11 protein-coding genes are annotated in these 12,347 nt (G+C 62.5%); 1 reads left to right on the forward strand and 10 read right to left on the reverse strand.

The window, feature by feature from the left end; all coding sequences use genetic code 11:
• Positions 1-80: 80 nt before the first annotated feature.
• The 3 genes from NKH22_RS04005 to NKH22_RS04015 all read right to left on the reverse strand — a co-directional run bounded on the left by NKH22_RS04005 (position 81) and on the right by NKH22_RS04015 (position 2,745).
• Positions 81-941 carry a C40 family peptidase gene (locus NKH22_RS04005; RefSeq protein WP_023688713.1) on the reverse strand — a complete coding sequence of 287 codons (861 nt, stop codon included), beginning with the start codon at positions 939-941 and terminating at the stop codon, positions 81-83.
• A 29-nt stretch (positions 942-970) separates the two neighbouring features.
• Positions 971-1,321, reverse strand: coding sequence for a MarR family winged helix-turn-helix transcriptional regulator (locus NKH22_RS04010; RefSeq protein ID WP_023669596.1), 351 nt, complete (start codon positions 1,319-1,321; stop codon positions 971-973).
• Between the two features lie 62 nt (positions 1,322-1,383).
• Positions 1,384-2,745, reverse strand: coding sequence for a leucyl aminopeptidase family protein (locus tag NKH22_RS04015; protein WP_352909004.1), 1,362 nt, complete (start codon positions 2,743-2,745; stop codon positions 1,384-1,386).
• Positions 2,746-2,982: 237 nt separating this feature from the next.
• Between NKH22_RS04015 and NKH22_RS04020 the strand changes: the two genes are divergently transcribed.
• Positions 2,983-3,804, forward strand: a complete 822-nt coding sequence (locus NKH22_RS04020) for a tetratricopeptide repeat protein (RefSeq protein WP_023669594.1) — start codon at positions 2,983-2,985, stop codon at positions 3,802-3,804.
• A 114-nt stretch (positions 3,805-3,918) separates the two neighbouring features.
• Here NKH22_RS04020 and NKH22_RS04025 read toward each other — a convergent pair whose 3' ends face one another.
• From NKH22_RS04025 to cpaB, 7 genes are all read right to left on the reverse strand, one after another.
• Positions 3,919-4,935, reverse strand: a complete 1,017-nt coding sequence (locus NKH22_RS04025) for a type II secretion system F family protein (protein WP_023696714.1) — start codon at positions 4,933-4,935, stop codon at positions 3,919-3,921.
• Positions 4,936-4,975: 40 nt separating this feature from the next.
• On the reverse strand, positions 4,976-5,989 hold the full coding sequence (locus NKH22_RS04030) for a type II secretion system F family protein (RefSeq protein WP_023669592.1): 1,014 nt from the start codon (positions 5,987-5,989) through the stop codon (positions 4,976-4,978).
• 155 nt (positions 5,990-6,144) lie between these two features.
• A complete protein-coding gene (locus NKH22_RS04035) occupies positions 6,145-7,653 on the reverse strand; it encodes a TadA family conjugal transfer-associated ATPase (RefSeq protein WP_352805194.1) in 1,509 nt (502 codons plus the stop codon).
• 86 nt (positions 7,654-7,739) lie between these two features.
• Positions 7,740-9,023 (reverse strand): CpaE/TadZ family protein, encoded by a 1,284-nt coding sequence (locus NKH22_RS04040; protein WP_352805263.1) that lies wholly within the window; start codon positions 9,021-9,023, stop codon positions 7,740-7,742.
• Positions 9,024-9,077: 54 nt separating this feature from the next.
• Entirely contained in the window at positions 9,078-9,815 is a 738-nt protein-coding gene (locus tag NKH22_RS04045; RefSeq protein WP_352597476.1) for a CpaD family pilus assembly protein, read from the reverse strand.
• A 13-nt stretch (positions 9,816-9,828) separates the two neighbouring features.
• Positions 9,829-11,340, reverse strand: a complete 1,512-nt coding sequence (locus tag NKH22_RS04050) for a type II and III secretion system protein family protein (protein WP_023726848.1) — start codon at positions 11,338-11,340, stop codon at positions 9,829-9,831.
• Entirely contained in the window at positions 11,337-12,149 is an 813-nt protein-coding gene (cpaB, locus tag NKH22_RS04055) for a Flp pilus assembly protein CpaB (protein WP_023688721.1), read from the reverse strand. Before cpaB ends, NKH22_RS04050 begins: the two co-directional genes overlap by 4 nt.
• Positions 12,150-12,347: the final 198 nt, after the last annotated feature.

The following is a 12,347-nucleotide window of genomic DNA, read 5'->3' on the forward strand; positions in this document are numbered from 1 at the left end:
GCGAGCTTTCAATCGCTGGCGCCGCCCCTCATCCGCCCTTCGGGCACCTTCTCCCCGTGAACGGGGCGAAGGAAGAGGCGCTAAGGCCGCCGAAACCCAGTCGGCCCGCCATAGAGATACCCAATCCGATCAACCGCATCCTTCAGCCCTTCGCGCGAGACCAGCATGGTGTGGCCGTTGGCGTGGATCATGGTCTCGGCGTCGGCCATAACGGCGACATGCCCCTTCCAGAACACGAGGTCACCGCGTTTTAGCCCGGCATAATCGGATCCCGGATCGAGCGGCTCGCCCAGGCCTGCCGCCTGCATGTCGGAATCTCGAAGCACATTGCGGCCGGCCATGCGCATGGCCAGTTGCACGAGGCCAGAACAGTCGATGCCGAAGCCGGAGGTGCCGCCCCAGAGATAGGGCGTGCCGATAAACATCTCGGCGACCGAGACATAGTCGGCGGCGATATCGCTGACCGGGCGCACATGGCCGGCGATCAGCGCCTCGCCGGAAGGCAACAGCGCATAGTGCGTGCCGCGCGTTTCGGCAGCGCCCCTCACCGTCACCGTCGAGCCCATCGACAATTGCCCGCTGATCGGAAAGCGCAGATCCGGGCCTGGATAGAGAAAAGTGCGCGGCGCCGTGACGATGTGGGTTGGCGCATGCTCGGGTGCGCCCAGCATGGTGGCGCCGACGTAGCCGACATAGCCGTCACGTTCGGCCTGGACCCAGGCCCATCCCTCGGCTTCCTCGAAGACAAGCACATCGTCGCCGAACAGTACCTGCGTGTTGACGCCGGCATCCGGGCGCGGTGCCTTGCGCACGTCAGCCACGGAGGCCGTGATCCGAGCCCGACGGCCGGTGACGAAGCGATCGGCCGAAACCTCCCCTTTCAGCCTTGCATCGGCGAGGTCGGAACGGAAGGCGTGGAGGCGGGCATCCCTGGCAGTCAAATCGGTACTCGTTCTAATTCATGGATTGATCAGATGGGCAGTTCATGAGCCCTGGCAACGATACCATCCCCGAAGCGCTCGACAAAGAGCGCGCCTTCGACCGTGCGCCGGATCAGCACATTGCGCTTGTCGAGCTCGTCGCGATGGCGTGACACCAGTTTCAGCGCACCCATCGTGTCGAGGGCGCGGGTGATAACCGGCTTGGTAACATTGAGGCGGGCGGCTAGACCGCGCACCGTGTGCGGCGGCGGGTCGAGATAGATGGTGAACAGGATCGCCGTCTGGCGCATGGTGAGATCTGGCGCGCCGGCGCGCACCTGCGACAGCATCACCTGCTGCCACAGCCGCATCGCCTGGCTCGGACGCATCGAAATCGACATCGCCCGAGCATGACGGCAAATTGTTTCGGTTCCGTTTCAGTTTTGGTGGCCGTCTCAGGGCGTCAGGCATAGCGCCTCGAAATGACCCGCTCCAGTGCACGGATGCCTTGCGCCTCGCCGCCGGCGGGTCCGTAGGGGCGATCGGACGGGTTCCAGGCGAAGATGTCGAAGTGCGCCCAGCCCGTTGTCCGTTCGACAAAGCGCTTGAGGAAAAGCGCCGCGGTGACCGAACCGGCGAAGCCGTCGGTGGTGACGTTGTTGATGTCGGCGATCTTCGACGCCAGCCTGGCGTCATAGGGCCGCCACAACGGCATGCGCCACAACGGATCCTCGACGGCCATGGAGGCCGCAGCCAGTTCGGACGCCAGCGCTTCGTCGCCAGTGTAGAAAGGCGGCAGATCGGGCCCGAGCGCGACACGCGCTGCCCCGGTCAGCGTCGCCATGTCGATCAGCAGTTCCGGCTCCTCGTCATCGGCCAGCGCCAGCGCGTCGGCCAGCACCAACCGCCCTTCGGCGTCGGTGTTGCCGATCTCGACGGTAATGCCCTTGCGGCTGGTCAGTACATCTCCAGGCCGGAAAGCGTTGCCGGCAATCGAATTCTCGACCGCCGGGATCAGGACGCGCAGCCGCACCTTCAGCCCGGCAGCCATGATCATCGAGGCCAGGCCCAGCACATTGGCGGCGCCGCCCATATCCTTCTTCATCAAGAGCATGCCCGAGGACGGCTTGATGTCGAGGCCGCCAGTGTCGAAACAGACACCCTTGCCGACCAGCGTCACCTTCGGCGCGCCTTCCGGTCCCCAAACCATGTCGATCAGGCGCGGCGCTCCGACCGAGGCCCGGCCGACCGCATGGATCATCGGGAAATTCTGCTTCAGGAGATCATCGCCCTTGATCACCGATACCTCGGCCTCGTGAGTGGCCGCCAGGGTCCGCACGGCCTTCTCCAACTCGTCCGGTCCCATGTCGCTGGTCGGCGTGTTGACGAGGTCGCGCGCCAGGAAGACGCCGTCGGCGATGCGCCGGACACGTCCTGCATCTACGCCGAGCGGCAGCGCAAAACGCAGCGTCTTGCCTGATTTCTTTCCGTAGCGAGTGAAGACGTAACCGCCGAGCACCAAGCCTATGGCCGCGAGTTCCGGCTCGGCTGGAGCGGCGGCAAAATGCCAGTCGCCTTCCGGCAAGGCTCTCGCCAGCATGCCGACGGCCAGCGCGCCCTCGCCATCACCGACGCCGAACAAGGCGCCGGCAAGGGAACCGTTGTCGCCGGGGACGGCGAGCGTCCTACCGGCTTCGCCGGAAAAGCCGTTGGCGGCCGCCCATGCGGTCATGGAAGGCGAAAGCCCCAAGGCCTCCAGTCCATCCCTCGCGACCAGATGGACCGGCAGGGCAGTGTTTAGTGTCTCGATGAGTTCGACGGGCATTCGATGGTCTCCGGGAGGCTTGCAGGTCGTCCTCAGTCAAGTGACAGGGACGTCGGATGATTTCAACATCTATGCACAGGGGCCGGCATGGGACTGCCAGGCCAAAGGCTTCCGGCGGGCCGTTCACCGATCCGACGGCTCACTTTTTAACTGTCCGTTAGGGTTAACAGAATATTTCTGCGGGGATGAAGATGGCCACGTGAATGGCCACGCGCAGGAATGGAGAGCCCCGTGCCGATGCCCACCAACCGCAGGATGAACGTCACGGGCAAACGGTTGGTCACCACGGCACTGCTGATGGCGCTGGCGGCCGGTGTTGCCGGGTGCGGAACCAGCAAGCTCACGACCGGCTCGATCGGGCGCACCAGCGGCAAACCGCTGGAAACCATGTCGGCCAGCGAGTTGCACGGGGCGACCGGGCGGCTGGGCGAATCCTACGCAAAGAACCCCAACGACAAGCGGCTGGCGACAAATTTTGCGGCGGCGCTCCAGATGGACGGCGATGCCGACCAGTCGCTTGCCGTGATGCGCAAGCTGGCGATCGCCTACCCCAAGGATCGCGACGTGCTTGCCGCCTACGGCAAGGCGCTGGCCGCCAACGGCCAGTTCGAGCCGGCGCTCGACGCCGTGCGCCGGGCGCAGACGCCGGAATATCCGGACTGGCGGCTGATGTCGGCCGAGGCCGCCATTCTCGACCAGCTTGGCCAGAAGGATGAAGCGCGCCAGAACTACCGCAAGGCGCTGGACCTAAAGCCGAACGAACCCTCGATCCTTTCCAATCTCGGTATGTCCTATGTGCTGGAAGGCGATCTGCGCACCGCCGAGACCTATATGCGCTCGGCAGCCCAGCAACCGAATGCCGACAGCCGGGTGCGCCAGAACCTTGCGCTGGTCGTGGGACTGCAGGGCCGCTTCGACGAGGCCGAGAAGATCGCGTCGCAGGAGCTTTCACCCGAACAGGCGCAAGCCAATGTAGCCTATCTTCGCCAGATGCTTGCCCAGCAGAACGCCTGGAGTCAGCTCAAGGATCAGGACAAGGCAAAGCCGGCGACCAACTGAGCGCCGCATGGGCGCCGGCTCCGCACAGCGCAAATCCGTCCACGCATCAACGCTGAAAACCAAGAGCCGCACTGCATTGGCAGTGCGGCTCTTTTGTACGGCTGCAACCGAGGCCTACTGGCTTGAGGAATTGTGCTGGTCGCCGAAGATGCCGCGCTGACTGACCTGAATGCCGGCCGGGCCCAGAATGATAGCGAACAAAACCGGCAGGAAGAACAGGATCATCGGCACGGTAAGCTTCGGCGGCAGGGCGGCGGCCTTCTTCTCGGCGGCATTCATGCGCATGTCACGGCTTTCCGAGGCCAGCACGCGCAATGCGTGCGCCACGGGTGTGCCGTAGCGTTCGGCCTGGACCAGCGCCTGGGACACTGACTTCACCGACTCCAGGCCGGTACGAGCCGAGAGGTTTTCATAAGCCTGCTTGCGCTCCTGCAGATAAGAGAGTTCGGCGTTGGTCAGCACGAATTCCTCCGCCAGCGCCACCGACTGCGAACCGATCTCCTCGGAGACCTTGCGCAAGGCAGCCTCGACCGACATGCCCGATTCGACGCAGATCAGCATCAGGTCGAGCGCATCCGGCCACGCCGCCTGGATCGACTGCTTGCGCTTGGCGGCACGATTGTTGACGTAAAGGATCGGCGCGTAGAAACCGGCGTAGGCGACAAGGATGCAGACGAACAGTTTCACGAAGGCCGGCCGGTCAGGCAGTCCGCCGAGCACGAACAGATAGATCGCTGCCAGCGCGAAACCGACAAAAGGCAGGATCAGGCGGAAGAACAGGAAGCGGGTCAGCGGGTTCTGGCCACGAAAGCCCGCCACCTTGAGCTTCTGCAACGTGCCTTCATCGGCCAACGCACGCCGCAGGTCCAGCCTGTCGACGATGTTGCGCATGCCGATCGACTGCTCTTCGCGCAGCCCCTTGCGGCGACGATCGGCTTCATTGGCAAGCCGCGCGCGCTGCTTGGCGCGCAATTCGTCACGCTCCAGCGCCACCGATCTCATGCGAGTCTTGAGCTGATTGCCACCAAGGGCCGGCAGCACCGTGAAGACGGTCGCGAACACCGCAATGCCAACCAGCAACGCTATCAGGAAGGCAGGATCGGTCAGCGATTTTACGACTTGGTCGGTCATTCGTTTTCAGTCTTTTCGTTTCGAGCTTTCCAAGGTCGGCCTAAACTTCAAAGTTCATCATCTTGCGCATCACCAGAATGCCGATCGACATCCAGACGCCGGAACAGCCGAGGATCAGATTGCCGGTGCTGGTGGTGAACAGCGGCATGATGTAGTTCGGGCTCGACAGATAGACGAGAAGGGCGACGACAAAAGGCAGCGCGCCGATGATGACGGCCGACGCCTTGGCTTCCATGGAAAGCGCCTGGACCTTGGCCTTCATCTTCTTGCGATCGCGAAGCACGCGCGACAGGTTGCCAAGCGCCTCGGAGAGATTACCGCCGGCCTGTGACTGGATCTGGATAACGATGCCGAAGAAGCTTGCCTCGCTGCACGGCATGGTTTCAGCCATGCGCAAGGTGGCATCGGGGATGGACATGCCAATCTGCTGTGAATCGACAATCCGGCGGAACTCGGTCTTGACCGGCTCCGGCGATTCACTGGCGATCAGGCGAATGGCGTCGTTGAGCGGCAGGCCGGATTTGACGGCGCGCACGATGATGTCGAGGGCGTTGGGAAATTCGTTGAGGAACGCCTTGACCCGGCGCGCGCGGCGAAACGAGACGAACCAGCGCGGCAGGCCGAGCGCCCCCGCCAGCAGCGCGCCCGGCAGGACCAGAAGCGGCGCGCCGGCGAGATAGGCAAGCACCGTCAGCGCGATCCCGCAAATGACGGAGTAGATATAGAAACGCTCGATCGAGACCTGCATGCCGGCCTGACGAATCTGGGCCTTCAACGGCGGCTTCTTGACGGCGAGTTCGTTGGTTTTCTGCTTTTCGTCGAGCTGTTTCAGCGTGTCCTGGACAGATTTACGCCGCTTGACCGCCTCCGCGACACGGTCGCGCGAAGCCTTGACGACCGAACGATCGGTCTCGGCGGCCTTGATCGTCTCGAGCCGCTTGCCGGCCTGCTTCTCGTTGCTCATCTTGGTGAACAGGAAGGCATAGGCGACCGCACCGGCGCTGAAGCCGGCGAGCACGATGAACGCCAGTACGGTGGTGTCAATTCCGAACATCGACCTCGGTCCCCGGCGCATATCGCCGTTTCAAGGAAACGGCGATATGCGCTATCGCTTTGTTTTGACGCAATTCCCAAGGGAAAGCGCTACGCGCTTTTCCCGGGAAAACCGCTTCACACTTTTCCTGGAATTGCTTCCAACCTCGATATGCGTCAGTCAGCGCGTTTCTCCATCGATTCCAGCGCATTGGCGAGGCGCTGTTCCTCGCCATAGTAGCGGGCGCGATCCCAGAAATGCGGACGGCCGATGCCGGTCGACACGTGCTCGCCAAGCAGCCTTCCATTCGAGTCCTCGCCCTTGATGTTGTAGAGCACGATATCCTGCGTGATGATGACGTCGCCTTCCATGCCGATCACCTCGGTGATGTGGGTGATGCGGCGCGAGCCGTCGCGAAGGCGTGCTGCCTGGATGATGACATCGATGGAGCCGACGACGATTTCACGCACGGTCTTCTGCGGCAGCGAATAGCCGCCCATGGCGATCATCGATTCGATACGGTTCAGGCATTCGCGCGGGCTGTTGGAGTGGATCGTTCCCATCGACCCGTCATGGCCGGTGTTCATCGCCTGCAGCAGGTCGAAAACCTCCGGTCCGCGCACTTCGCCGACGATGATGCGTTCGGGCCGCATGCGGAGGCAGTTCTTGACCAGGTCGCGCATTGTCACCTCGCCTTCGCCCTCGAGATTGGGCGGGCGGGTTTCGAGACGCACCACGTGCGGCTGCTGCAGTTGCAGTTCGGCCGAGTCTTCGCAGGTGATGACGCGTTCCTCGCGGTCGATATAGTTGGTCAGGCAGTTGAGCAGCGTCGTCTTGCCAGAGCCGGTACCGCCGGAGATGACGATGTTGCAGCGGACGCGGCCGATGATCTTGAGAATCTCGGCGCCCTGCGGCGAGATGGCGCCGAACTTGACCAGCTGATCGAGCGTCAGCTTGTCCTTCTTGAACTTGCGGATGGTGAGCGCGGTGCCGTCGATGGAGAGCGGCGGGGCGATAACGTTGACGCGGGAGCCGTCGGGTAGGCGGGCGTCGCAGATCGGGCTCGATTCGTCGACGCGGCGGCCAACCTGGCTGACGATACGCTGGCAGATGTTGAGCAGCTGCTGATTGTCGCGGAAGCGGATGCCGGTCTGCTCGACCTTGCCGTTGACTTCGATGTAGACGTTCTTGGAGCCGTTGACCATGATGTCGGCGATATCGTCGCGGGCGAGCAGCGGCTCCAGCGGGCCGTAGCCCAGCACATCGTTGCAGATGTCCTCGAGCAACTCTTCCTGCTCGGCAATCGACATTGCGAAATTTTTGATGGCGATGATGTCGTTGACGATGTCGCGGATTTCCTCGCGCGCGCTCTCGGGATCGAGCTTGGCGAGTTGCGACAGGTCAATGGTGTCGATGAGCGCGGAGAAGACCTGGCTCTTGGTGTCGTAGTAGGTTTCACTTTTTTCGCGCTGGATCTTTTTTGGCGGCTCCGGCGCCATCGACGGCGCCTCAACGGCACGGCGAGTTGGCGGTGTTCCCGGCGCTCCAGGCGGCGCTGCCGCGGGCCGGGCAAGTACCGCCATGTCCGCAGGCGCTGCAGTGGCCGGCGCCGCTGGCGCCGGTGCTGGCTGACGGAACTCCGGGGTGAACCGGCCGCCGTCGTCGGAGCCTCTTTTACCAAACATGATCGACTACCAATTCCGTCCAGAACATGATGCCGAAGCGGTTTTCGAACGACATCATGCTCTACTTCTTGATTTGGAGGGGAGCGTCATTTCTTGTTACGCGAGAGCTTGCCGAGCAGGCCGCCAAGGCCTGCCTTCTTCCTGGCCTTGATTTCGCTGCGACCGGTCAGGACATGCGCGATTTCGTTGATCATGCCGACGACCGAGCTCCTGGCATCCATCTCGCCCAGCATGCGGCCGTTGTTGGCGGCATTTCCAAACAACAACGGGTCGAAGGCGATGACCGACATCGGCGTGAGGCTGAGCGGCTCGGCGAAGTCGGAAGCGGAAATCTCGGGCCGTTTCGGCACGCCGGCCTGGTTGATGATCAGCTTCGGCGGCGGATCGTTCGGGCGAAGCCTCGTCAGCATATCGACCAGGTTCTTGGTGTTGCGCAGATTGGCCAGTTCCGGCGTCGCCGTGATGACGATCTCGTCGGCCTTGATCAGTGTGTTCTTGGTCCAGCCCGTCCAGATATGGGGGACGTCGAGCACCAGCAGCGGCACGCTGCGCTGGGCGGTATCGATGAGTTGCGTGAAGGCATCGGGATCGAAATCATAGACACGTTCCAGTGTAGAGGGCGCGGCGAGCAGCGACAGATGTTCGGCGCACTGGGCAAGCAGACGGTCGAGATAGACCTCGTCGACGCGTTCGGGCGAAAATACGGCTTCGGCGATGCCTTGCGCAGGGTCCTGGTCGAAATTTATGTTGGCCGTCCCGAAAGCCAGGTCGAGATCGGCGACGACCACTTCCGACTTGAACAGCGATGACATCGCCCACGCTACATTGTGGGCGATGGTCGAGGAGCCGACGCCGCCCTTGGCGCCGATGAAGGCGATCGAGCGGCCGATCGGCTCGGCTTCCGGATCGACGAAGATCGATGACACCACGGAGACGATATCGGCCATCGACACCGGTGCGATGACATATTCGGAAATACCGAAGCGAATGAGTTCGCGGTAGAGACCGACATCGTTGTAGTGGCCGATCACCACGACTTTGGAGGAGGGATCGCAATATTCTGAAAGCTGGGCAAGCTGCTCCAGCAATTGCTTCGGTTCGCTGCGCGATTCCAGCAGGATGAGGTTCGGCGTCGGCGCCGATTGATAGAATTCGATCGCCGTGGCGATGCCGCCCATATGCACTTTCAGATGCGCCTTGGCCATGCGGCGATCCTCGCCGGCCCGCTCCACCGGATGCGCGACACCTTCCGTCTCGCAAAATGCCTGGATAGAAATACGCGGCACCGGCCGCAGCGCCTGCATCGCTGCAACATCCGATTGGGAGCTGTCGCCGCCGTCTCCGGGCGTGTCGTAGGCAAGATTGCTCATCGTCATGCTCTTTTCCGTAACTTCTCGTTCCGGCTCTACGCGGGACCGGCGCTCCTAATACGTCACTTCCGAACTGCCGAGGAACTCGTCCGAAATACCTCTGCCGCGATAGACGTCGATCACCGCGCCGCGGTTCTCGGCGTCGATATCGGACGACTTTCTTGGCCCGAGCAGATCGGCCGGATTGGCGAGTTGCGCAGCGAGGTTGTTTTGAGAGGAGCAGCCGTAATCGGCGTAGTGCTTGTTTTCGGAGGTTGCGAGGATGTCTTCGGGCCAGCGCCCGCATTTGTCGGTCTGGGCTCTCACCGAAATATAGGAAACGCGGATAGGCGCCGAGGCTTCTGGGGAAACCGACTGGTAGGAGGTCACCACGATCCGGTTTCGCTTGATGCCGCCGGCAACCGCCAGCCTGGCGAAATCGCGCGCCGCGGCAGTCGCCGCCACCTCATTGGCCGAGCCGATCGGGATTGCGATCGTCAGCGCCGGGGCAGCGCTCCTGTCGTAGCCGTCAAGGAAGCCCAGAAGCGTGTCGCGCTGCGAGCCGGTCATGCCGCGATCGCCGGCGCCGACCGGGAGGTCCAGCTTCTGGTTCTTCTCGGCAATCACGATCGGATGCGTGGTGCGATAATCATCGGGAATCGCCCCAACCGTGATGCTGTCGCGCTTGGCGCAACCGGCGAGCGAGGCGGCGATCGCGATCGCCAGGATCGGCATTGCCGATCGGCTGATCCGGGCACGGCCGGACCGCACTGTCGCGGCGACCGCCATTGCCTTCGATGCTGACTGAGACATGTCCGCTCCCCGCTTACTTGTAGATGAAGCCGACAACGCCGTGGTAGCGGCCGTTGGGCTTGTCTGTCTGCATGGTGCCGTAGACGCGGTTGACGCGGCCAAGGAACATGGCCGGGCCATCGCCAGCGGCGTTGAAATTGTCATCCGGCTTGGCCAGGTCGTTGCGCGCCACCGGCCGCACCAGATAAGGCGTGATGATGATGACCAACTCGCTTTCGTTGCGGACGAAATCGCGGCTGCGGAACAGCGTGCCGAGCACCGGGATCTTGGTCAGTCCGGGCAAGCCGTTAACCGCCTGCCTGACGTCGTCGCGGACGAGGCCGGCTATCATCATCGATCCACCCGAAGGCAGTTCCACGGTCGTGTCGGCCAAACGTTTGCGCAGCGATATGACGTTGGTGTCTCCGAAAGAGACCGCGCCTTCGGTGGTCGGTTCAGAAACCGACGTCCTGACCTTCAGGCTGATGCGACCGGGCGACAGCACCACAGGCTGAAATTCCAGGCCGATGCCGTATTCGATTTTCTGAGCCGTCCAAACCCTGTCGGCATTCTGATTGGCGTCCGACTTGGCGTTTGTAACGGCGCTGACCATATTGTACTCGCCGCCGACCCTGAAGGTCGCCTTCTCGCCGGAGACGGCCGTCAAAGTAGGCTCGGCCAGCGTTTTCATGACGCCGGACTGCTCCATCGCAGTGATGTAGCCCTGCAGAGCCGAGGTGGCGAAATTGACCCCCGAACTCGACAACGGCTTGCCTAGGCCGGGGAAGGTGTCACTGGTCGCATTGAAGCTGATGCCGTTGGAGCTGCCTTTGCCAACCATGTTGACGCCGAGCTGCTTCATCACCGAGCGGCTGACTTCGGCCACGGTCACCTTCAGCGTCACCTGGTCGTCGCCGATGATCTGCAGCAGGTTGACGATCTTCGAGACCCGGCGTTCGGCATCCGGATTGTTGATGTCGACGCCGCCATTGGCATTGCCGCCCGCCGCGGTCTGCGAATACTGACCGGTCGTCGCTTCACCGCCGGACACGAAGATGGTTGCCAGATCGACGGCGCGCTTGGCATCGAGCGGCGTGTCCACCGTCCCGGTCAGGACGACGTTGTCGTTCAGCAACTCGACCTTGATCTCGGCATTCGGAAGGAAGCGCTTGAGATAATCTTCCAATCCGGCGACGTCGCGTTCGACGGCCAGATCCAGGCTGGCGATCTGCTTGCCATTGGGACCGAAGACGAAGATGTTGGTTTCGCCCACCGACTTGCCGAACAGATAGATCCGCCTTGCGGTGCGGGTCACCGCATCGGCGACCGCGGGGTTGGCGACCAGGATGTCGTAGGCGTCGCTCGGCAGATCGATGACCACCGATTTGTTGAGGCCAAGCTTGACACGTTGCGTGGCCGACGAGGCCGTGACCCCGACGCTCTTTCCGGCGGCCTTGGCGTAGACAAGGCCACTTGCATGGGCTCCGAGAAAAAGCAGGCCGATGGCCGCAGCCGTGGTGACCGGCAGTCTAGCGACTAACCTCATTTCCTTGCCCCTACTTCGGAAACTTCGCCCGATTTGATCAACCGCACCGTTCCGCGTCGCCCATTGCCGGAAACGAGGTAGTCGGCTTCATCGGTACCCTTTTCCTTGTTGTCGGTGATCGAGCGCAGCGCCAGCGTCAGGCGATCGGCCATCTGCTGGGCGACGGTGATGATCTCGGCCTGCTGCGGCGTCAGCTCCAGCGTCGCCGTCTGTCCGACCCTGGTCTTCTTGCCTTCCTCGTCCTCCTGGATGGTCTGATCGATCGCCAGGACGCGGATGTTCTTGAGGATGGTCTCGGTGGTGAATCCGCTACCGGCGTTGCCGGTGTCGGATCTGCGGGTCATGATGACGTCGACAAAATCGTTAGGCAGGATAAAGCCGCCTGCCGACGTGTCGGCCGAGATCGCGGTGGCGACGGCACGCATGCCGGTGGGCAGGATCGAAGACATGAAGCTCTGCCCCTCGCCGATCAGCTTGGAGCGCCGCAGCGGCTCACCGGTGTACATCGCCATGCGGGCGACGGAGCCCTTCAGCTTCTCCCGCGCTTCGGGTTCGGCGGCACGGGTGATGAAATTCGCATTGATGCCATCGGACGGCCAGGACTCCCAGCTGAGATTGTTTTCAAGCGGGCTTCCCATAGGCACGTCGCCGGAAAGCACGAGCACATCCTGCAAGGCGATGGCCGGCGCCTGCGGGGCATCGACGACGACCTGCTGGGGCGGGACCGCCACCATATTCTTGGCAACATAACCTGCACCACCCGCCGCGGCCACCGCCACGCCCAGAATGATCAGTCGGGATGCTGGCATCTGTCCGAACCCTCGCCTTTAGGCAACCACCTAGCCAGGCCGGACTTTGCAGCGGCAATCGTCAAAACAAGGTTAATACAATGCTTACGATCGTGATTAATTCAAGGTTTACATAATTACACGACCATGCTCCAACAAATGAAAAAGGCGGCTAAGCCGCCTCTTCAGGATCGATGCCGAAAGGGCAGAGGAGGTTCG

This window comes from Mesorhizobium sp. M1252 (genome assembly GCF_040318265.1).
Lineage (GTDB): Bacteria > Pseudomonadota > Alphaproteobacteria > Rhizobiales > Rhizobiaceae > Mesorhizobium.

Excerpts from the sequence above, each read along its gene's own strand:
- NKH22_RS04010 (WP_023669596.1), bottom strand. The coding sequence starts at position 1,321 with ATGTCGATTTCGATGCGTCCGAGCCAGGCGATGCGGCTGTGGCAGCAG.
- NKH22_RS04015 (WP_352909004.1), bottom strand. The coding sequence starts at position 2,745 with ATGCCCGTCGAACTCATCGAGACACTAAACACTGCCCTGCCGGTCCAT.
- NKH22_RS04020 (WP_023669594.1), top strand. The coding sequence starts at position 2,983 with ATGCCCACCAACCGCAGGATGAACGTCACGGGCAAACGGTTGGTCACC.
- NKH22_RS04025 (WP_023696714.1), bottom strand. The coding sequence starts at position 4,935 with ATGACCGACCAAGTCGTAAAATCGCTGACCGATCCTGCCTTCCTGATA.
- NKH22_RS04030 (WP_023669592.1), bottom strand. The coding sequence starts at position 5,989 with ATGTTCGGAATTGACACCACCGTACTGGCGTTCATCGTGCTCGCCGGC.
- NKH22_RS04035 (WP_352805194.1), bottom strand. The coding sequence starts at position 7,653 with ATGTTTGGTAAAAGAGGCTCCGACGACGGCGGCCGGTTCACCCCGGAG.
- NKH22_RS04040 (WP_352805263.1), bottom strand. The coding sequence starts at position 9,023 with ATGAGCAATCTTGCCTACGACACGCCCGGAGACGGCGGCGACAGCTCC.
- NKH22_RS04045 (WP_352597476.1), bottom strand. The coding sequence starts at position 9,815 with ATGTCTCAGTCAGCATCGAAGGCAATGGCGGTCGCCGCGACAGTGCGG.
- NKH22_RS04050 (WP_023726848.1), bottom strand. The coding sequence starts at position 11,340 with ATGAGGTTAGTCGCTAGACTGCCGGTCACCACGGCTGCGGCCATCGGC.
- cpaB (WP_023688721.1), bottom strand. The coding sequence starts at position 12,149 with ATGCCAGCATCCCGACTGATCATTCTGGGCGTGGCGGTGGCCGCGGCG.